The organism is Nocardia sp. NPDC046763, assembly GCF_040645495.1.
Classification (GTDB): domain Bacteria; phylum Actinomycetota; class Actinomycetes; order Mycobacteriales; family Mycobacteriaceae; genus Nocardia.
On sequence record NZ_JBEYYI010000008.1, the window covers coordinates 146,058 to 166,330 of the forward strand.

Below are 20,273 nucleotides of genomic sequence, written 5' to 3' on the forward strand. Positions count from 1 at the left end.
GATGGGAAGGACCGGCAGCATGGCAGGCAGTAAGAAATCCTCAACCTCGCGTATCGCCACTGACACGGCCGAATGGGGGCACGACGTGCGGGTAGGGACCTACACCCGCCGCTCCACGACCGAAGACAACCAGCCCTACTCCATCGAAGCCCAAGACGCCCGGCTGGCCTCCTACATCGATTCCCAACCCGGCTGGCGACACACGACGTCGTTCACCGACGACGCTTCCGGCGCGAGCACCGAACGGCCCGGCCTGCAACGCGCCTTGCACGCCGCGCGTGCCGGACTCATCGATGTGCTCGTGGTCTACCGGGTCGACCGGTTCTCCCGCAGCCTGCGTGACCTGGTCACCCTCCTAGACGAGCTGGACCGGGCCAGAGTCGTGTTCCGCTCCGCCACAGAACCATTCGACACCTCCACCCCCATGGGCCGAATGCTGGTGCAGATGCTGGGCATGTTCGCCCAATTCGAACGCGACACCATCATCGACCGCGTCATCGCGGGCATGGAACGCAAAGCCGCCAAAGGCAAATGGAAGGGCGGCAAACGGCCCTACGGATACCGGGTCGACAGAGCGACCCAAACCCTCGTCGTTGACGAGGCCGAAGCCGTGGTCGTGCGAATGATCTTCGACCTCTACGCCTGCCGCCGTCTCGGTGCCCGTGCCGTCGCCGCGGAGCTGAATGCGCGCGGGCATCGCGCCAGCACCGGCCGTGAATGGTCCGGCCACCATGTACTGCGGATCCTCAACAGCCGGATTTATCTCGGCGAGTTGACCTTCCGCGACACCACCGTCACCGACGCTCACCCCGCCATCACCGAAACCGACACCTTCGACCGCGCCCAGGCGGTCCTCGAAGCGCGCGGAGAATCCCACGCCCACCGCGCCGCGAACTCCTCGGACTACTTGCTGACCGGCCGCTTGCGCTGCCCACGCTGCGGGCGCGCCATGATCGGCACCCGAGCGACCGGCCGCTCGCGCACCTACCGCTACTACACCTGCTTCAACCGCGCCCGCTACGACGCCGACAAGTGCGACTTCACCCGACTCGACGCCGACTCAGTCGACGCGGCCGTTCTGGAAGCCCTGGGCAAGTTCTACCGCACCCGGCACGATCTGATCAGCCAAGCCATCACCGCCCAGCAGCGATGCCACCGCGATTCCAGTAGTGACACCCGCATCGAACTGGACGCCGTCACCGCCGAGCTCGCCAAAGCTCAGCAGGCGATCGACCGGTACCTGAACGCCTTCGAAAACGGCACCCTCGACCCCGAGCTCCTCGCCGGAAGGCTCAGCGAATTGCGCGCCAAGACAGGCCAACTCATCACCCGGCGCGACGAACTCACCGCCGCGCCGGCGAACGAACCCACCGCGCCGAAACCCGCAACGCTCGACGGCATTGCCGACCATATTGCCCACATCATCACCAATGGCTCCCGTAACCAGGCCAAGGCGCTGATCGAGACCCTCGTCGCCCAGGTCGCCATCACCGGCCCCGACCGCTTGGTCCCCACCTTCCGCATCCCCCAACCCGGAAACGACATTGGGGCTGGTACCGCTTCTGCGGTACCAGCCCCAATGGAGTCGGTTCGTGCAATGACACGATTGGTGGAGCTAAGGGGACTCGAACCCCTGACCCCCACACTGCCAGTGTGGTGCGCTACCAGCTGCGCCATAGCCCCGTGTTCACTTCTTTGCCAGCGGGGCGTTGCCCTGCTTGCTTGAACGAAGTTACACGACTGATGTCGAACAAACCAAATCGCCTGTACAGAGGCTGGCGGCGGCGATCTTCTCGATGTAGTCTCGAACGCATGTTCGATAGCCGAGAGGTGGAGGCGATGGGCGAGGAAGAGCTGATCGACGCGCTGCGGCGGGCACACGGGGCGGCGGCGTTTGCACAGGCGGCGGAAATCACAGCGGTGCGGGAGGTGTATCGCCGGCATCGGGCCGGGAATGCCGCGCCGGGGACGGGCGGGGTGCGTGCCGGGGAGTTCGCCGCAGCGGAGATCGCGGTGGCGGTGCACGTGTCGGAGGCGGTGGCGGCGGCCCTCATCGATATCGGGTTGGCGCTGGATTCCCTACCGCAGACCAAACACGCCTTCGCGGCCGGGCGGATCGACCTGTCGCGGGTGCAGGTGATCGCGGACAGTCTGCGCGGCCTGCCGCACGAGGTGCGAGAAGTGCTGGAGCCCAAGTTGATCGAGGCGGCACTGCGCTCGGATCCGGCCCGATTACGTCAGACCGCCCAGCGCTGGGTCACCCGCCTGGATCCCGAGGGTGAGACCCGCCGCCGCGAGGAACGCGAGCAGGACCGCGATGTCCGCATTCGCGCGGTGCAGGACGGTATGGCCGTATTCGACGGCCTGCTGCCGGCCGCCGGAGCCCAGGCGCTCGCCATGCGGCTGCGCGAAATGAGCCTCCAGGTCTGTGAGGCCGATCCGCGCACCATGTCCCAGCGCCGCACCGACGCGCTGGTCGCGCTCGCCGACGGTTCCGGTCGCCTACGCTGCGGCTGCGGCCGGGATCTCGACTGCCCGAAGGCCGATGCCCCCACCACGCCCCGCCGTCCGCTCATCCAGGTCGGGGTCTCCGCCGAAACCCTGCTGGGTCTGCGCGACGATCCGGCCTTCCTCGCCGGCTACGGCCCCATCGACGGCGCCCTCGCCCGCACCCTTGCCGAACACGCGCGTTTCCAGGTGATTCCGGAGTACTTCCCGAATGAGGCCACCCAGGAGACGAACGCAACGGACGGGGCGGCCACCCAGCGCCCCGAGCCGGCCGACGCGCCGGGCCTTCGCACCTCGCGCAGGCCGGAGTCACGGACCATCCCGGTTCGGCAGGCTCCCTGGGAACGCGCCATGACCGCTGTGGAGTCGAAACCCGTTGCGGTACGCGCTTTTTCGAGCGCGCCACCCCGTGAGGTCCGCGCCGTCGATGGCCTGTGCCGCTTCCCCGGCTGCACCATGCCCGCGGCGGAAACCACTCTGGTCCAGTTCGAGCCGCATCCCTCCCGCGGCGCCACGGGCCCGAATCCCGCCTACCGCGCCGTCCTGTGCACCCATCACCATCGGCTGAAGTTACTGGCCGACAGGGGAAAACACCCCTGGCGCGTCTATCTCGCGGATACCGATCGCATGCGCTGGATCGACCCCAGTGGCGAATCGCACGAGACCGTCCGCGAGGGTGCGCGCTACCTGTTCCCCCACACCGATATCGACGCGCCCGCCAGGCCACACCCCTTGCGCGTCGTTCCCGACTTCATCGAAACCGCCACGACTGGAGCGCCTTTCACCCAGGACCTGGCCTACCCGATGGAATCCCACGTCCTCATCCACCCCCAGCTGTCCCGCGCCACCCCGGACAACGACATCCCCGAAACCCCCACCCGAGCCGCATCCCGCTGACCCGTAAGTTCCCCTCCCCCGACCAAGGAGCCGAGCCCCCAGCCCGGCTCCCTACCCGGGGTGCGGCTCACTTCTCCGTTCCCCCGAGGGCCGCACCCCACCCATTCCGCCCGGCATGCGGTGGCGCACAAGAGCATCCGACTTCCTGTGCACCACCGCATGTCCGCGCGCTCCACTGCATGTTCGCGCGCGCCACTGCATGCTGGTCGCATGAACGACCATGAACCGAGCGCGGACGCCGACCTGCGGGACCCGTTGCTGTTGGAGCAGCGACGGCAGCTCCTGCAGGATCGCCTGCGGACCCTCCGCGCGGACCTGGCGGACCTGACCGCCGCCTACCGCCACCTCCCAGACTCGGGCCTGCTGCTCGATACGCCGGGCACCGGCGCACTCACCACCCCGGCCTACTGCGTCGCCGGCGCCGCCGAGGTGTTCGACGAGGCCCTCATCGAACTCGACGCCGCCGAGGACGCGCTGGGTCGGGCAGCCACCTACACAGGTCGTCTGCGCCGGCCCGTCCTCGACGTCTGAAGCCTTACCGCCCAGCCTATTTCGCGGCGTCGAGGACCCAGTTCTTATTGTTCACGTCGACCTTCTTGCCGTCGATGAACACCGACGGGGTGGCGGCGCGATTGTTGAGGGCGTCGTTGAGGGCCTTCAGCGCGGCTTCGGCGTGGGCGCGGCCGGTGTCGGCGCGGTCGCCGGAGGTGATGCATTTGGCGACGTCGTCACCGGCGCCCGCCTCCTTGGCGATGGCGGCCAGTTCCTTGTTGTCGTGGTCGGAACCGCCCTCGGCGGGTTGCTTGGTGGTGAAGAGCAGCGAGTGGAACTTCGAGTAGGCCGGACCATCACCGGCCTGGGCGACGCATTCGTTGGCGGCCACCGCGCGGGTGGAGTAGTCCTTGCTGGCCGACCGCGAGTCGAGGAAGTTCACCAGGCGGTACCGCACCGCGATCTTGCCGAGGTCGACCTGCTGGGCAATCTCCTGGCCGTAGATCTTCTCCAGCTGACCGCACGCCGGGCACAGCGGATCCTCGTAGATGTCAATGGTTTTCGCATTGGGCTTGCCCAGCACAATGGCCCCATCGGAATCCAGCGCCACCGACACCGCAGGATCGTGCACCGGACCGTACCCGTCGTTGCGCACCTCGTCCCCGCCGCCGCGATTCCACAGGTAGAGGGCCGCCACGATCACCGCGACCACGACAACGGCCAGCCCGGCCAGCGCGTAGGTGGTCTTGCTCGAGACCGGCCGCGGTGTGTGCTTCGAAGTCGGTTTGCTCACCCGCAACACTCTGCCCGACGCCCCCACCCGAGCAACACCCACCCCGCCCCACCAAAATCTGTTGCCGACCCGCTAGGCGGGGGTGGACGCGGCTGGTTCCCTCCGGCGGAGGGTTTCCGGCACCACCAGCCACACCGCCGACGCCGAGGCCAGTAGAGCGCCGGTCACTCCGAGGGCCACGCCGTAGGAGACGCGGTCGGCGAGCATGCCGATGGCGTATGGGCCCAGGAAGGTGCCCAGGTCGGCGGACATCTGGTAGCCCGCCAGGACCGGCCCGCCGCGGGTGCCGGGGCCGATGATGTCCGCGACCGCCGCCTGCAGGGCGGGGGTGAACATGCCGGAGCCGATGCCCGCCACGCAGGAGGCGGCCAAGAGCCAGACGAGCGTGGGGGCGAGGCCGATGCCCGCGGTGCCGACCGCGCAGACCAGGGTTCCCGCGATGAGGAAGGGCTTGCGGCCCACCGTGTCCGACCACCGCCCGGACAGGAACAGGACCGAGGCATTGCCGAGCGCGAAGGCGGTCAGGGCCACACCCGCGAGCGCGGCATCCTGCTTCAGCACCTCCACCACGATGAGCGGCACCAGCGCCATGCGCACACCGAAAACGGCTGCGCCATTGCCGAAATTGGCCCACAGCGCGGCCCGGTACGCGGGCCGGGCCAGCCCCTCGCGGAAGGTCATCACGGGCGCGCCGTTCGATTTCTCCGGCAGCGCCAGCGGGGAATCGCGCAGCGCCACATACACGATGAGGCTGGCGATCAGTAGCGCCACGCAATAGATGAGGAACGGCGCGCGCAGGCCCAGGAAGGACAGCGCACCGCCGACCAGCGGCCCGCTGATGGACCCGATCAGGAAGCTCGTCGAGTACACCCCCGAGACCCGCCCGCGTTCGGCGGGCGGCGACATGCGGATGACCAGCCCCAGCGAGGACACCGTGAACATCGTCGACCCGATCCCGCCCAGTGACCGCAATACCAGCAGCTGCCAATAACTCTGGGCCAGCGCGCACGCACCGGTCGACACCGCCACGATCAACAGCCCGGTCAGATAGACCGGCCGCTCCCCCAGCTGCTGCAACAACCGACCCGCCAGCGGTGCGAAGATCAACCGCATCAACGCGAACGCGCTCACGATGAACGAGGCCGCCGCCACTCCCACATCGAAACTCCGCGCGAACTGCGGCAACGCCGGCGCCACCAACCCGAACCCGATGGCGATCGTGAACGCCGACCCCACCAGCACCCAGATCTCCACCGGCAGCCGATGCCGCCCGCCCACAGGCCCCTGGACCTCACTCACCACAACGTACCGCCCACCCCGAACCGACTGGCGCACACACCGATCCATCCATTCGCCACACCTGACCGAAGGCCGCGCTATTCACCCGTGAGGGCGTGCCCGACGATCTCCTCGGCCGCGGCCTGGACCTGCACGAGGTGCTCCGGGCCCTGGAAGGATTCGGCGTAGATCTTGTACTTGTCCTCGGTGCCGGACGGGCGGGCGGCGAACCAGGCGTTCTCGGTGGTGACCTTGACGCCGCCGAGGGCCGCTCCATTGCCCCGGGCTCGGGTCTGTATGCCGGTGATGGGCTCGCCGGCGATTTCGGTCGCGGTGATCATGTCCGTCGTCAACGCCGCCAGGCGGGTCTTCTGTTCCGGGGTGGCGGTGGCATCGACGCGGGCGTAGGCGGGTGAGCCGTAGCGTTTTTCGAGTTCGGTGTAGCGGGAGGACGGGCTCTGCCCGGTGACGGCGGTGATCTCCGCGGCCAGCAGCGCGAGCAGGATACCGTCCTTGTCGGTGGTCCACACGGTGCCGTCCATGCGCAGGAACGACGCGCCCGCGGATTCCTCACCACCGAAAGCCAGGCTGCCGCTGAACAATCCGGGCACGAACCACTTGAACCCGACCGGCACCTCGTACACGTCGCGACCGAACACGCCGACCACCCGGTCGATCATGGACGACGTCACCACCGTCTTGCCGATCTTGGTGAGCGCGTCCCATCCCATCCGGTTGGCGATCATGTACTCGATCGCCACCGCCAGGTAGTGGTTCGGATTCATCAGTCCCGCATCGGGAGTCACGATTCCGTGCCGGTCCGCGTCCGCGTCGTTGCCGGTGGAAATGTCGTAATCGTCGCGAATCGCCACGAGCGAGGCCATGGCGTACCGCGACGAGGGATCCATCCGGATCCGCCCGTCGGAGTCCAGCGTCATGAACCGCCAGGTCGGATCGACGAACGGATTCACCACCTCGAGCTCGAGGTCGTACCGCTGCCCGATCTCCTCCCAGTAGTCCACCGAGGCCCCGCCCATGGGGTCCGCGCCCAGCCGAATCCCGGCGCCCCGAATGGCGTCCAGGTTCAGCACATTGGGTAGGTCCGAGATGTAGCGGTCCAGGTAGTCGTAACGCTCCACATTGCCGGCCAGCGCCTGCGCCAGCGAGGTGCGCTTGACGTCGGCGAGCCCGGTGCGCAGCAGCTCGTTGGCGCGCGCGGCAATGGCGTCGGTGGCGATGGTGTCGGCGGGACCGCCGTGCGGCGGGTTGTATTTGAACCCGCCGTCGCGCGGCGGATTGTGCGAGGGCGTCACCACGATGCCGTCGGCCTGATACCGGGTCCCGCCCCGGTTGTGCCGCAGCACGGCGTGGCTCAAAGCCGGTGTGGGCGTGTACCTGTCGCGCGAGTCGATGACGGCGGTGACGTCATTGGCGGCCAGCACCTCCAGCGCGGTGGTCCAGGCGGGCTCGGACAGCGCGTGCGTATCCCGCGCCAGATACACCGGCCCGGTGATGCCGCGCGACGCACGGTATTCCACGATCGCCTGGGTGATGGCCAGGATGTGCGCCTCGTTGAAGGCACAGTCCAGGCTCGACCCGCGATGACCGGAGGTACCGAAGGACACCAGCTGCGCGGGATCCGACGGATCCGGAATCCGGCTGTAGTAGGCCGTCACCAAGTGCGCGATGTCCTCGAGGTCCGTGGCCCTAGCCGGTCGTCCGGCTCGATCGTGGGCCATGCTCGCACCTCCCTTCCGTATCGCCTGCGCCCGGCTCGTCATGAGAATCACGGCCACACCCACTGCCCGAGGAAGGCACCGAGGTAGGCCGCGGCCAGGCTTGCGCCGACGCCGATCACGACGTTCGCCACCGCATAGCTGTAAGCGCCCTCCTCGGCCAATCGAACCGTTTCGTAACCGAACGTACTGAACGTGGTCAGCGCGCCGCAGAACCCCGTTCCCACGGCAGCCAGGAGCCAATGATTTGCTCCCGCACCGATCAACGCGCCCAGCACGGCCGAACCGCCCATGTTCACCGCCAGTGTGCCCAGGGGGAGAACACTATCGAATCGATGGGCCAGCGCGCGATCCACCAGATACCGGGTGGGCGCCCCGAAGAGCGCGCCGAGGATCACCAGCAGCCCTGTCACCGCCGCACTCCGGCGAAGACTTCGACCGGAGAGAGCGCCACCGTCACCGAATCCAGCAGGTCCGCATTGCTTTCCACGAAGGCCCGCAGCCGCGCGGTGTCGTCGATGATCATCACCATCACCGGCAACCGCTCGGCCAGATCGAGCAGCCGGGCGGTGTGGATATGGGAGGACACCCCGTAGCCCTCGACGCCGCGCCAAACACTGGCCCCGGCCAATCCAGCATCCCGGGCACGCCGCACGATCTCGTGGTAACGGGGCCGATGCCGATAGGTGTCGTCCTCGCCGAGCAGCACCGTCAGCCGAGACGCGGGTACCCACTGCCGAACCATGTCACTCATCGTCTGCCCCCAATCGTCGTGCTGTCTCCGATACCCATCGTGTCGCACTCACGCCCAGCACGACCGAAATCAGCCCTGTCACCACCGTTCCCCCGAGGTAGGCCAGTCCGGCGCCGACCCGGCCCGATTCGAGCAGTGTACGAACTTCCACCGCGTAGGTGGACATGGTGGTGAATCCGCCGAGAATGCCGACCCCGAGAAAGGGCCGCAGCAGCCGGTGCGCCACCCAGATCTCGGTGATACACACCATCAGTACCCCGATGAGGAAGCAACCGATCACGTTGACCGCCAAGGTCTGCCACGGAATCGAGCCGCGGTGCGGCACCCACAGGCTCGCGGCGTAGCGCGCTTCCGCACCGACCGCGCCGCCGAGGGCGATGACACCGAGCAGGGCGGTGTCCACGCCTGCGACTCTCGCTGCCACCGCCCCTCCTCTCCAATTAGCCAAATCGTTGCTGTTCGGTGTGTTGCTGAAGCCGAACAGCAGCCCGGAACTGCGAGGATAGTGCCGCTTGCCAGGAGTTGTCCCACCGGCCTCGAGGAGCCAAGTTGGCGGTGCGGCAGTCGATCAGAAAGCTGCTGGTCCAAGGGTTCGGAATCGCCACGGTACCGGTGGCCGCCATGGCTGCCGCCCCCGCCGCCCAGGCCGGGGCGATTTACCCGGTTTCCGACCCGGACGGGTTCTACTACGCCGCAGGGAATCTCGACGCCGCCCAGAACGGTGATGCCCCCAATGCCCGTCTGGTGCCCTACCATCCCTGGCCAGGAGCGACGGTGTGGCAACTGCTGCTCCACTCCATCGCCCCCGCCTGCGCGCCCGAGCTGCCGATCGTCGGCGTCGCGGAGGGCGGCGCACCGGCGAATCCGGGCAAAATGGCCATCCAAGGGCGCAATCGCATCGCCAATTCCTGTGTGGACGACATCATTTCGGTCGGCGCGAACCAGGTCCCCCTGGACCTCGCCCTCGATACCGCCGGCCGCTACTGTGCCGCGGGCACCCCGGTCCAGTTCGGCATCATCCCCGGCGCCGACCACGACACCGCCATCCTCCCGGGCGCCGCCATCGCCATGAACTACCTGTCCGACCGATTCGCGGGCCTGGCCCCGCCCTCCGACTGCCGCTGATCGCGGTAAGCCGAAAAAAAGCGGCCCCACTCACTTTCGTGAGCCGGGCCGCTTCCATCTCCGGAACTCAGTGCGCCAGAACGGGTTCGCCCTCGGCCGGGACCGGCACCTGGTTGGGCATGATCAGACCGGTGATCACCGCGCCGACCACGAAGATCGCGGCGGCCCACCAGAAGGTGGTGGTGTAGCTCTTCACGGCGGCCTCGGCCAGCACCGCCGCCGACGGCGGCACATGGCTCGACGCGTAGTTGTCGAAGGCCGTCGCGGCCAGCGTGCTCAGCAGCGCGGTGCCGATGGAACCGCCGACCTGCTGGCTGGTGTTCACCATGGCCGAGGCGACACCGGCGTCACTGTGGTGCACGCCCGAGGTCGCACCGCTGAAGGCCGTCGACATCGCCATACCGAGACCCAGGCCCATCAGGACCAGGCTGGGCAGGATGTGGCTCGCGTAGCCGGTGTCCACGCCGATGCGGGTCAGCAGCACCATTCCCACTGTGGCGAGCAGGAATCCGCTCACCACGGTCACCTTCGGGCCCACCCGGGGAATCAGCAGGGCGGGCACGGTGGTGGAGGCCGCCACCATGCCGGCGACCATGGGCAGGAACGCCACGCCGGTGCGGATCGGCGAGTACCCCAGCTGCTGCTGCATGTAGTAGGTGAGGAACAGGAACATGGCGAACATGCCGATGCCGATGGTGAACACCGTGGCGTAGGACGCGCCGCGTGTCTTGTCCAGCACCACGCGCAGCGGCAGCAGCGGATGCGCGACCCGCTGTTCCAGCCAGGCGAACGCGCCGAGCAGCACCACGCCGCCGATCAGGAAGGACAGCGTCAGGCCGTTGGTCCAGCCGTCCGACTCGGCGTGCGAGAAGCCATAGACGATGGCGAACAGCGCGGCGGTCACCGCCAGGGTGCCGGGCAGATCCAGCTTGGGTCGCTCGGTGGCGGTGTGCTTGGCCAGCAGCAGCACCGCGCCGACCAGCGCGATGGCCGCGAAGACCAAGTTCACGTACATCACCCAGCGCCACGAGGCCCACTCGGTGAGCGCGCCGCCCAGCAGCAGGCCCAGTGCGCCGCCGGCGCCGGCGATGGCGCCGAAGATGCCGAAAGCCTTTGCGCGCTCGGCGGGTTCGGTGAAGGTGACGGTCAGCAGCGAGAGCGCGGCGGGCGCGAGCAGCGCGGCGAACACACCCTGCGCGACGCGGGAGCCGACCAGCACCTCGAAGTTGCCGGCCGCGCCGCCGACGGCCGAGGCGACCGCGAAGCCGACCAGGCCGGTGATGAATGTGGTGCGCCGCCCGAACAGATCGGAGAGCCGTCCACCCAGCAGCAGCAGGCTGCCGAAGGCGAGCGCGTAGCCGGTGATGACCCACTGCCGATCGCCATTGGAGAAGCCCAGGTCGGCCTGCGCGTGCGGCAGCGCGATGTTCACGACGGTCGCGTCCAGCACGACCATCAGCTGGGCGACGCCGAGTACGGCGAGCACCCACCAGCGCAGCGCGTGCGATCCGCGCCGCGACGCGGCGGCCGGTGCCGCGACCTCTTTCTCGAGAGCTGTTGTCATGGTGGTTTTCCTCGTCCCCTAGGATTAGTGGAGAACCCGTCTCCGCTTACCGGTAAAAGCTACCAGCAAAACGGAGACAGGTCCTCCAGATAATCCCGATTGCTGCTAGGATCAGGGTGTGAATCACGTCACCACCGCGCCTCCACCTCGGCGTCTGCGCGCGGACGCCGCCCGCAATCAGCAGCGCATCATCGCGGCCGCCCGCGAGTTGTTCGCCGATCGCGGGCTGGAGGTCACTCTCGACGACGTGGCGGAACGCGCCGGCGTCGGCGTCGGCACCGTCTACCGCCGCTTCGCCAACAAGCAGGAGCTCATCTCCGAGGTCTTCGACCAGATGGTCACCGAACTCGCCGGGGCCGTGGATGTGGCACTACACCATCCGGACCCCTGGGAGGGCCTGGTCGACCTGTTCGAGTACTCGTGCCGGCACGTCGCGGTCAACCGCGGCTTCGGCGAGGTCATCCTCGAATTACACGACAGCATGGATCGCTTCTGCGCCATGAAGGATCACATCCGGCCCGGCATGCAGGCGGTCATCCAGCGCGCCAAGGACGCGGGCGCGCTGCAGCCCGACATCGAGGCGGGCGACTTCTTCGCCTTGGTGAACATGGTCGACGGCATTGCCGGATTCGCCCGGCCGGTCAATCCCCAGGTCTGGGAGCGCTATATGGCGCTGATTCTCAATGGCGTGCGTGGCGACGGCGTGCCCCGCCTGGCGCTGACCCAGCCGCCGCTCACCGAGGACGAGGTGGAGCGGGCCAAAGCCGCGGCATACACCCCGCGCAAACGGTAGCGCGCATCACACTCGCGGTTTAAAGTTGGTCGCATGACCAACTCTTGGGTGAACTGGGCCGGGGATCAGGGCTGTACCCCTGCGGCCATCGCCGAACCGAGCTCGCCCGAGGACGTCGCGGCAGTACTCGCACAGGCCGAAGCGAACGGGCACACCGTTCGGGTCGCCGGATCTGGACACTCCTTCACCGAGGCCGTGCTCACCGACGGCACGCTCCTGCGCCTGAACAAGCTGGACCGGATCCTGAACGTGGACCGCGAATCCGGGCTGGTCCGGGCGGAAGCCGGCATCACGCTCAATGCCGCCAGCAATGCGCTGCATCCGCTGGGCCTGGCCTTCCCCAACCTCGGCGACATCGACGTGCAGTCCATCGCCGGCGCCACCGCGACCGGCACCCACGGAACCGGATCCAAGCTGCAGAACCTCTCGGCCGCACTGCATTCCGTCGAGCTCATGCTCGCCGACGGCAGCCGGGTCGAACTCAACGAGCAGACCGACCCCGACGGCTGGCGCGCCGCCCGCGTGAACGTGGGCGCACTGGGCGTGGTCACCGCCGTAACCCTGCAGATGGTGCCTTCCTTCGTCCTCGAGGGCGTCGAACGGCCGGTCCCGGTCGAGGAGGTGCTGGCCGATCTCGACAGCTACGTCGAGGGCAACGAGCACTTCGAGTTCTACATGTTCGCGCACAGCCCGCTGGCAATGACCAAGCGCAACAACAGGGTTGAGCTGCCCGAGCAACCGCGCGGCAAAGCCGTGGACTGGTTCTCCGACATCCTCATGACCAACTACACCTTCGACGCGCTGTGCCGCCTCACCCGCCGCCGCCCGAACCTGATCCCGCTGGTCCAGCGCAGCGCCGCCTACGCGGGCAGCTACCGCCGCCAGGTCGAGCGCTCCTATCGGGTCTTCGCCAGCCCCCGGCTGTTCCGCTTCACCGAGATGGAATACGCACTGCCACGCGAGCATTCGGCCGACGCCATCCGCGAGATCAAGGACGTGGCCAAGCATTTCGACACCCCGATGCCGATCGAGGTGCGCTGGGTCGCCCCCGACGACGCCTTCCTCTCCCCCGCCGGCGGCCGCGAGACCTGCTACATCGCCGTGCACCAGTACCAGGGCATGAACTACGAGCCGTATTTCCGCGCCTGCGAACGCGTCTTCGACCGCTACAACGGCCGCCCGCACTGGGGCAAGCGGCACTTCCAGACCGCCGAGACCCTGCGCGAGCGCTACCCGGACTGGGAGAAGTTCGCCGAGGTCCGCCGCCGCTTCGACCCGAAGGGGCGCTTCACGAACGAGTACATCGAGCGCGTCCTGGGTCCCGTGCACTGAAAGTGCTGGCTACCGTGCACTGAAATGAGTGCCGATGGCGCACCGAAAGAGGACTACTATCGGTTGCTGAAAGATCGCTGTAACTGCCCGAGCGTGACCAACGTAGGGAGGTTCCGATGTCTTCTTTCGGCGACGGGATGAACGAGGCGACGTCGGACATGTCCGGCAAGGCCCGTCACAGGGCCGAGGACATGACCGGCAATGCCGAACACATGACCGAGCGGATGGAAGAGCGGCTCGAGCACGCCACCGACGACGTGAAGGACAAGGTCGGCGGGTTCATGGGCAGGATGAAGGAGAAACTGAGCGGCGGATCGAAGTAGAGGACCACGACAATGCCCACCAATGATGACGACTCCGATGACAAGGTCGAACGCCTTGCCGATGACCTGCGCACCACCGCCGACGATCTGACCACAGACCTCGGGGTCACCGCCTCCGACCTGCGAGAGCGAGCCGAATCAGCGGCGGGAGCGCTGGCCGAGCGGGCCAGCGGAGCCGCCGCCGAACTGGCCGACCGGGCACAGAGCGCGGCCGCCGATCTCGCCGATATGGCGAAGGCCTTCGCCGACAAGATCACTCCCGAGGATCTCCAGAGCACCCTGGAAACGGTGCGCGCCAACCTCGACCACGCCGCCCAGGACGTGCTCGCCGCGGTCAACGAGATCGTCACCGCCCTCAAGAACAGGGCCGGCGGAAAGTAGTCCTCCCAGCCCCGGTTCCGGGCCACACGGCCCGGAACCCGGGCTGTCCGCTTCTGGCCGCCGGCTTCGTTCGTTCCAGACGACACCACAGAGGGGTACCTCCCGTGGGCGCACCCCGCAGCGCCGGATGAACATGCTGTCCCCGGGGGGGCAATCCGGAACGCCCGGAGCCGCGCCTTCTGGACCTGCGAGCAGGGCGCGGTGGCATTGGCGCTCCTGACGACCTTCCGGGCCGAGCGCGGGAGCTGACCCGGCCCACAGATTTGCCAATTGTGTGCCAGACCCGACCGGCCGTCCGGAGTGATGCACGTCAAGGGGGGTGTGCCATGGACCCACCACTCCGCGACCAGCCCTTAAACTCCCATTCGAAAGATAACGAAAACGTCTCGGATTGGATCTGCGCGCATCATGCTCAAGGGCTTCAAAGACTTCCTGATGAGGGGCAATGTCATCGATCTCGCGGTGGCCGTGGTCATGGGCACGGCCTTCACCGCCATCGTGACCTCGGTGACCAAGGGTGTGATCGAGCCGCTGCTGGCCACCCTCGGCGGCAACCGGGAATACGGTCTGGGCTTCCAGCTCCTGTCCGACAAGCCGTCCACGTTCATCGCCCTCGGTCCGATCATCAGCGCCGGCATCAACTTCCTGTGCGTGGCCGCGGTCCTCTACTTCGTGCTCATCCTCCCGATGAACACCCTCAAGAACCGGCTCGGCAAGCCCACCGCGGTGGTGAAGGCCGATCCCACCGAACTGGAGCTCCTCACCGAGATCCGCGACCTGCTGGCGAAGCAGAACGCGAACAAGTGAGCCGCGCACCCCGGGTAGGCTTAGCCAGGTTGTTGCCAAAAGCTTGACCCATGCCTAGCCGAGGAGGCGGAAAACGTGGGCCGCACCCCACCCCGGGAACAGCCGGACAATCTGGCGGACCGGGTGGCGCCCGCGCCGGCGAGCAGGTGGGCCATGCTCGCCGTGCTGTGCGCGAGCCTGCTGCTGGTGGCGATGGACGCGACGATCCTCAATGTCGCGCTGCCGTCGCTCATCGATCACATGGCGCCCACTCCGATGGAACAGCTCTGGATCGTCGATCTGTACGGCCTGGTGCTGGGTGGCCTGCTCATCACCTGCGGCGCGATCGGCGACCGCTACGGCCGCAAGCGGCTGTTCCTGTCCGGCTTCGTGCTCTTCGGCCTGGCCTCGGTGATGGCGGCGACGGCGCATGCGCCCGCGCAGCTCATCGCGGGACGCGCGCTGCTCGGCGTCGGCGGGGCCATGGTGATGCCGTCCACACTCTCGCTGATCCGCAATATCTTCACCGATGACCGGGAACGCACCCTGGCCATCGGCATCTGGGCCTCGGTGGCCGGTGCGGGCGCGGCCATCGGCCCGCTGGTCGGCGGCCACCTGGTCGAGGCGTTCGGGTGGTCGGCGGCCTTCTGGCTGAACGTGCCGGTGGTGATCGCCACGGTGGCCGCCGGACGGTGGTTGCTGCCGGAATACAAGGCGCCGCAGCACGGCAGCCTGGACTGGGCGAGCGCGGCGCTGTCGGTGCTGGGCGTCGTGGCGCTGGCGTGGGGCATCAAGCATGTGGCCAAGGGCAATCCGGCCCCGATCGATCTGGTGATCTTGGCCGCCTCGGTGAGCCTGCTGGGGCTGTTCGCCTATCGGCAGCTGAAGTCGCCGGATCCGCTGCTGGATGTGCGGCTGTTCCGCAATCGCGCCTTCACCGCGGCGGCGCTGGCCACCCTGCTGGCCATGCTGGCCATCGGCGCGGCACTGTTCCTGATCTCGTTGTGGCTGCAGTACATTCACGGCTACACGCCCTCCCAGGCGGGCATGCGCACGCTGCCCGCGGCGCTGGCCACCCTGTTCGGCTCGCTGTCCACCCCGTGGCTCATGCAGCATGTGAGCGTGCGCGCGCTGATGGGCGTCGCGCTGGCCGCGCTGGCTGCGGGCTTCGCGGTGCTGGCGGCGGTGCCGGACACCACCTATCCGATCGTCGCGCTGGTGCTGGTGTGCCTGGGCATCGGCGACGGCATCGCCATCACCACCGCCGCCGCGGTGCTGGTATCCGCGGTACCGGCCGAGCGCGCCGGGCAGGCGGGCGCGGTCGAGGAGACCAACTACGAGCTGGGCATCGGCCTGGGCGTCGCGCTGCTGGGCAGCATTCACGGTCGTCTGTTCACCGGCCACATGACCGGATTGCCGCTGCAGGGTGGCGATCTGGCCGAGGCGCGCGGCTCGGTGGGCGGCGCGGCCTATATCGCGGAGAAGATCGGCGGGCCCACCGGTGACGAGGTGCTGCGCATCGCCCAGCACGCCTACGACGCCGCGCTCACCACCACCTCCTGGATCTCGACCGCCATGGTGGGCACGGTCGCAGTGCTCACCGTGATCCTGGTCCCGCGCGGCTTCAAGGCCACCGCCGCGCACTGACCGGCACGCCGTATCCGGTTATGCCAGTGACACTTTGAGCTGGGCCAGTGCCGAGCGGATGCGAGCCTTGACCGCCGGCAGCCCGATGCCCAGTTGCGCCGCGACCTGTGGGTAGGTGAGGCCGTTGTAGAAGGCCAGCACCACCGACTCGCGCTGGTAGGGGGTGAGTGTGGCCAGGCCGCGGCGGATGGCGCGCTCGTCGTGGCGGCGCAGGATCTCCTCGGCCACCACATCGATGGCGGGCCGGTAATCGCAGAGGCCCCAGCGGTGTTCGTGCCCGGCCGCACTGCATTCGTGCCGCACCCGGTCCACCGCCTGATGGTGGGCCAGGGTGGTGAGCCAGGTCAGGGCATTGCCGCGGGCCGGGTCGAAGGCAGCGGCGCTGCGCCAGACCTGCAGGTAGACCTCGTGACAGGTTTCCTCGGCATATCCGGTGTCGCACACGATGTTCAGGACTCGCGAGTAGATGAGGCCGCGGGTGCGGCGGTAGAGCTCCTCGTAGGCATCCCGATCGCCCGCGCCGATGCGGCGCACGAGCTGGTCGAATTCACTGCCGCGCCGCGTTGATCGGGAGGCGGTGGGCCGGATGGATGGGGCGGGACTGGAATGAGTTGCGGGGTGGGCAGCGGAATATTGCGGTGCACGTGAGGAATTCACGATTGCCCCCAGATCGACGGAAAGCGAGTACAGACTTGCCGAACGAGCCGTCGAGGACTGGGACGGTCGCGAACCGCGAACGGAAACCGGCCGGGGACAGGGGCTTTCGGTTCCGCCAACTCTCCAGGCTACTCCACGATCACCCTATTCCCACCGGGATCTATTTTCGGGGATGGAATTCCGGGCAAAGTGTGCGAGTACCTCGCCGATCAAATCCGCAGGCCCAGTTCGACTATGCCCTGGGCGACCGCGTGCACGGTGACGCGATTGCGCCGTGCGTGGGCGCGGATGAGTGCGAAGGCGGCATCGGGGGTGGTGTGGTGGGCGTGCGCGATCACGCCCTTGGCCTGTTCCACCACGATGCGGGTGGAGAGGGCGTGCTGTAGCTGCTCGGTCACCCGCTGATGGCGCTGCACCAGGTTGGCGGTGACGATGTGGCCGGTGGCCATGCCCGCCAGCAGGGTGGCGACCGAGAGGTCCCTGCCGGTCCAGTGCCGCGGATCGCGCGAATACAGGCTCAGCACGCCTGCTTCGGTGTCGTCGAGGCGCATGGGGACGGCGGCCACCGAGGAAATCCGGTGCCGCCCGGCCAGACTCGTGTACTCCGGCCACATGTCGCCGTAGCTACCGATATCGGTGACGGTCACCGGCGCGCCGCAGACGTGGGCGACCACGCCGGGTCCGCGAGCGTGATCGCGCTGGCAGACCTCGAGATCCAGCAGTTCCTCGGGGATGCCACCAAAGAGTTCCGACTGGTCACCCCTCAGTTTCGGGGACAGCGCCACCGTCACACCACCCGGTTCCAGCACATCGATGGCACTGTGCATCAATTCGTCCAGAATATGGGGCAGTTCGGTTGCCGCCGGTAGCAGGCGCGCGAACCTGGCCAGCACCGCCACCAGCAACTCACTGTCGGACACCGTAATCACCCCTCGGCGAACGCCGGGGCGCTCGCCATGAAAGTCTTCCTGTGCCGCTCTTGCCGTCAGCTCATGGTATTTGCCGGGCAGGGTGCTGCGGAACAGTTGCGCTCATTCGGCTTCGATCCGAATCTCGCGCTCCACCACCCGCCGTGCCACCTCCACCAGGGAAAGCCCATGGGTGAAGGCATATCCGCGCAGGCGGGCATAGGCATCGGCGATCTCGATGCCGAGCCGGGCGCCGGTCATTCCGGCGGCCTGGTGAATCCACCTGCTGGACAACGGCTGTGCCCACTGCCGGGCGTCGTCCCCGGTGGCCAGCACCAGACTGGCGGTGACCAGATCCGTGATGTGCAGCGCCGCCGACAGCAGTCGCGGCCCCGGCCGCCCGATCGAGTCGCGGTACAGATCGACCGCGCCGAGCCGAATCGCTCCCAGCCGCAAGGGCACTGCGAACAGGGAACCCGATACCGGCTCCCCCGAGAGAGCCTCGGCGAACCCGGGCCAGTGCTCGCAGTCCGCGCTCAGATCGGTCACCACCACCGGCACCCCGTCGGCCACCGCCGAGACCGCGGGCCCCTCCCCCGCGGTGGCCTGCGCCTGCTCCACCCGCTCGGCGAATCCGTCACTGGCACACCAGGGTTGCATGCCGGCATCGCGTTCCTCGAGCACGATGGCCGCGCGCCGGACCGGCAGCACCCGCACACAGGCGGTGCACACCGCGCCCAGCCCGCCGCCGGTATCACGCACGGCGCGCAGGAACTGTCCCGTCAGCTGATCGAACTGCGACGATGCCATCACCATCGAACCGCCCCACAATCATCGCCCGGCGATGGGTAATTCGGTGCCCGGGGCCAGTATCACCGTCACAACTCGACAATGAACAGGGCCGAAAGTCACTGTGGCGGACGGCCGTCAGGACTGGCGGGCCACGCCGAGCCGGGACAGGCCGCGCAGGTCGTAGGTGTGGGTGGCGACCGCGCCCAGTAGCAGACCCAGGGTCAAGCCGAACACCGTCATCCAGATGCCGGTGCTCAGACCCGCCTCCAGGTGCCCGTCGAAGAACAAGATGGCGCGCACCGACAGGTAGATCTGGTGCATGGGCTCGAAGCTGGACAGCGCGGCGATCCACCGCGGAATCGCCTCCACCGGAATCGAACCCGAGGAGGACGGCAGGCCCAGCACCACGAAGACGATCATGTTGATCAGCAGGCCCGCGGTGCCGAAGGCCGCCAGCACCGACAGCCCGGTCACCCCCACCGCGATGATGGCCAGCGCGCCGTAGAGGAACAGCGGCAGCGGCTGGTCGATCGGCATGCCGAAGATCCTCGCGATACCCATGAACATGCCCGAGAGGACCGGCGCGGTGATGACGGTGATGGCCCACTTCACCAGCAGGGTGTGCCAGCGGCTGATGGACGCCGGCTCCGGCGCACGGAACCACGGGCCGAATTCGGCCGGGGCGTAACCGAGCACGTTGTCGATCATGGAGTGGATGATCATGGCGCCACTGAAGCCCGCGAACAGCAGCACGAGGGTGTAGAAGAAGGCCGACAGGCCCTGGCCGGTGCCCGCGGGCAGTGGCCGGTACGGGCTGACCACGATGTCGATGGGCTTGGCCAGCTGCAGCCGTGCCGCGCCGGACAATTCGGTGGCGGGAGCGTCCGCCCGGGGCGCCAGCTTGGCCTTCACCTGATCGGTGAGCTGCGTGCCGACGGTCGTATTGACCTGTGCCATCGCACGATCGGTAATGCGCTGCATGATCGAGGACGCGTAGGTGCCCGCACGCGGATTGGTCTGCACGGTGATGACCGGGCGCTCCACGTCGCCGGGGACCACCGAGGCCGCCGCCAGAATGGACAGCCGCTTGGTGAAGTCGCTCGGAATGATGATGGCGCCGTAGATCTGGCCGTTGCTCAGCTGCTGGCGGGCGTCGTTGATGCCGACCAGCCGCAGATCGATCTTGTCCTTCGGAATCTGCTCGGTCAGCGCGCCGGTGATCTGGTCGCCGACATTGACGGTCTTGCCGTCCATCACGTCGCCCACATCCTGATTGACCAGGGCGACCGGGAAGTCGTGCAGGTTCTTCTCCGGGTCGGAGGTGTAGCCGAGGTACATGGTGCCGATCAGCGCCGCGAGCATCGTGAGCACCAGCATCGGGCCGATCCAGCCGCGCAGCGGCACTGCCCGCCGGGCCGGGGTCGCCGCCGGGGTCACCGTGGCCTCCGGGCCGGTGGGGGCACTGTCATTTGCCATGCGACGAATGTAGGCAGCGACAACAAAGTAG

General features: G+C 67.9%; 21 protein-coding genes, 1 tRNA gene and 1 pseudogene. 10 read left to right on the forward strand and 13 right to left on the reverse strand.

Annotation, left to right across the window (positions count from 1 at the left end):
* Positions 1-19 precede the first annotated feature (19 nt).
* A pseudogene (locus ABZ909_RS15845) lies at positions 20-1,030 on the forward strand (recombinase family protein); the annotation flags it as partial.
* Positions 1,031-1,060: 30 nt separating this feature from the next.
* Here the strand turns inward: ABZ909_RS15845 and ABZ909_RS15850 are convergent.
* The gene (locus tag ABZ909_RS15850; protein WP_356999587.1) at positions 1,061-1,531 is read right to left on the reverse strand and encodes a hypothetical protein; all 471 of its coding nucleotides are present in this window, start codon (positions 1,529-1,531) and stop codon (positions 1,061-1,063) included.
* A gap of 76 nt (positions 1,532-1,607) precedes the next feature.
* Positions 1,608-1,683 (reverse strand) — tRNA-Ala (locus ABZ909_RS15855).
* A 129-nt stretch (positions 1,684-1,812) separates the two neighbouring features.
* Here ABZ909_RS15855 and ABZ909_RS15860 point away from each other — a divergent pair.
* Complete coding sequence (locus ABZ909_RS15860) at positions 1,813-3,405, forward strand: DUF222 domain-containing protein (RefSeq protein WP_356999590.1); 1,593 nt, start codon at positions 1,813-1,815, stop codon at positions 3,403-3,405.
* A 210-nt stretch (positions 3,406-3,615) separates the two neighbouring features.
* Positions 3,616-3,936: a hypothetical protein gene (locus tag ABZ909_RS15865; protein ID WP_356999593.1), complete on the forward strand. Its 321-nt coding sequence runs from the start codon at positions 3,616-3,618 to the stop codon at positions 3,934-3,936.
* A gap of 16 nt (positions 3,937-3,952) precedes the next feature.
* Here ABZ909_RS15865 and ABZ909_RS15870 read toward each other — a convergent pair whose 3' ends face one another.
* The 6 genes from ABZ909_RS15870 to crcB (ABZ909_RS15895) all read right to left on the reverse strand — a co-directional run bounded on the left by ABZ909_RS15870 (position 3,953) and on the right by crcB (ABZ909_RS15895) (position 8,882).
* Positions 3,953-4,690, reverse strand: a complete 738-nt coding sequence (locus tag ABZ909_RS15870; RefSeq protein WP_356999596.1) for a thioredoxin domain-containing protein — start codon at positions 4,688-4,690, stop codon at positions 3,953-3,955.
* A gap of 72 nt (positions 4,691-4,762) precedes the next feature.
* Positions 4,763-5,989 (reverse strand): MFS transporter, encoded by a 1,227-nt coding sequence (locus ABZ909_RS15875; RefSeq protein ID WP_356999599.1) that lies wholly within the window; start codon positions 5,987-5,989, stop codon positions 4,763-4,765.
* A gap of 77 nt (positions 5,990-6,066) precedes the next feature.
* Positions 6,067-7,707 carry a phosphoglucomutase (alpha-D-glucose-1,6-bisphosphate-dependent) gene (pgm, locus tag ABZ909_RS15880; RefSeq protein ID WP_356999602.1) on the reverse strand — a complete coding sequence of 547 codons (1,641 nt, stop codon included), beginning with the start codon at positions 7,705-7,707 and terminating at the stop codon, positions 6,067-6,069.
* A gap of 47 nt (positions 7,708-7,754) precedes the next feature.
* Positions 7,755-8,117 (reverse strand): fluoride efflux transporter CrcB, encoded by a 363-nt coding sequence (gene crcB, locus ABZ909_RS15885; protein ID WP_356999605.1) that lies wholly within the window; start codon positions 8,115-8,117, stop codon positions 7,755-7,757.
* The gene (locus ABZ909_RS15890) at positions 8,114-8,458 is read right to left on the reverse strand and encodes a DUF190 domain-containing protein (protein ID WP_356999608.1); all 345 of its coding nucleotides are present in this window, start codon (positions 8,456-8,458) and stop codon (positions 8,114-8,116) included. Before ABZ909_RS15890 ends, crcB (ABZ909_RS15885) begins: the two co-directional genes overlap by 4 nt.
* Positions 8,451-8,882, reverse strand: a complete 432-nt coding sequence (gene crcB / locus ABZ909_RS15895) for a fluoride efflux transporter CrcB (protein ID WP_356999611.1) — start codon at positions 8,880-8,882, stop codon at positions 8,451-8,453. Before crcB (ABZ909_RS15895) ends, ABZ909_RS15890 begins: the two co-directional genes overlap by 8 nt.
* Positions 8,883-9,007: 125 nt before the next feature.
* Here crcB (ABZ909_RS15895) and ABZ909_RS15900 point away from each other — a divergent pair, with 125 nt between their 5' ends.
* Positions 9,008-9,583 (forward strand): hypothetical protein, encoded by a 576-nt coding sequence (locus ABZ909_RS15900; protein WP_356999614.1) that lies wholly within the window; start codon positions 9,008-9,010, stop codon positions 9,581-9,583.
* Between the two features lie 67 nt (positions 9,584-9,650).
* Here the strand turns inward: ABZ909_RS15900 and ABZ909_RS15905 are convergent, their stop codons facing one another.
* Complete coding sequence (locus tag ABZ909_RS15905) at positions 9,651-11,147, reverse strand: MFS transporter (RefSeq protein ID WP_356999617.1); 1,497 nt, start codon at positions 11,145-11,147, stop codon at positions 9,651-9,653.
* 118 nt (positions 11,148-11,265) lie between these two features.
* On the opposite strand from ABZ909_RS15905, the gene ABZ909_RS15910 reads away from it, so the two are divergent.
* From ABZ909_RS15910 to ABZ909_RS15935, 6 genes are all read left to right on the forward strand, one after another.
* Positions 11,266-11,940, forward strand: a complete 675-nt coding sequence (locus tag ABZ909_RS15910) for a helix-turn-helix domain-containing protein (RefSeq protein WP_356999620.1) — start codon at positions 11,266-11,268, stop codon at positions 11,938-11,940.
* Between the two features lie 33 nt (positions 11,941-11,973).
* Positions 11,974-13,272, forward strand: coding sequence for a D-arabinono-1,4-lactone oxidase (locus tag ABZ909_RS15915; protein ID WP_356999623.1), 1,299 nt, complete (start codon positions 11,974-11,976; stop codon positions 13,270-13,272).
* A gap of 116 nt (positions 13,273-13,388) precedes the next feature.
* Positions 13,389-13,595 carry a hypothetical protein gene (locus ABZ909_RS15920; RefSeq protein WP_356999625.1) on the forward strand — a complete coding sequence of 69 codons (207 nt, stop codon included), beginning with the start codon at positions 13,389-13,391 and terminating at the stop codon, positions 13,593-13,595.
* A 12-nt stretch (positions 13,596-13,607) separates the two neighbouring features.
* On the forward strand, positions 13,608-13,976 hold the full coding sequence (locus tag ABZ909_RS15925; RefSeq protein ID WP_356999628.1) for a hypothetical protein: 369 nt from the start codon (positions 13,608-13,610) through the stop codon (positions 13,974-13,976).
* A 408-nt stretch (positions 13,977-14,384) separates the two neighbouring features.
* Positions 14,385-14,783, forward strand: coding sequence for a large conductance mechanosensitive channel protein MscL (mscL, locus tag ABZ909_RS15930; RefSeq protein WP_356999631.1), 399 nt, complete (start codon positions 14,385-14,387; stop codon positions 14,781-14,783).
* Between the two features lie 75 nt (positions 14,784-14,858).
* Positions 14,859-16,409, forward strand: coding sequence for an MFS transporter (locus ABZ909_RS15935; protein ID WP_356999634.1), 1,551 nt, complete (start codon positions 14,859-14,861; stop codon positions 16,407-16,409).
* Between the two features lie 18 nt (positions 16,410-16,427).
* On the opposite strand, the gene ABZ909_RS15940 is transcribed toward ABZ909_RS15935, so the two are convergent.
* The 4 genes from ABZ909_RS15940 to ABZ909_RS15955 all read right to left on the reverse strand — a co-directional run bounded on the left by ABZ909_RS15940 (position 16,428) and on the right by ABZ909_RS15955 (position 20,242).
* Positions 16,428-16,943, reverse strand: coding sequence for a sigma-70 family RNA polymerase sigma factor (locus ABZ909_RS15940; RefSeq protein WP_356999637.1), 516 nt, complete (start codon positions 16,941-16,943; stop codon positions 16,428-16,430).
* A 332-nt stretch (positions 16,944-17,275) separates the two neighbouring features.
* On the reverse strand, positions 17,276-17,986 hold the full coding sequence (locus ABZ909_RS15945; protein WP_356999639.1) for an ANTAR domain-containing protein: 711 nt from the start codon (positions 17,984-17,986) through the stop codon (positions 17,276-17,278).
* A 111-nt stretch (positions 17,987-18,097) separates the two neighbouring features.
* Positions 18,098-18,784 carry a GAF and ANTAR domain-containing protein gene (locus ABZ909_RS15950; protein ID WP_356999642.1) on the reverse strand — a complete coding sequence of 229 codons (687 nt, stop codon included), beginning with the start codon at positions 18,782-18,784 and terminating at the stop codon, positions 18,098-18,100.
* Positions 18,785-18,901: 117 nt separating this feature from the next.
* A complete protein-coding gene (locus ABZ909_RS15955; protein WP_356999645.1) occupies positions 18,902-20,242 on the reverse strand; it encodes a DUF3533 domain-containing protein in 1,341 nt (446 codons plus the stop codon).
* Positions 20,243-20,273 lie beyond the last annotated feature (31 nt).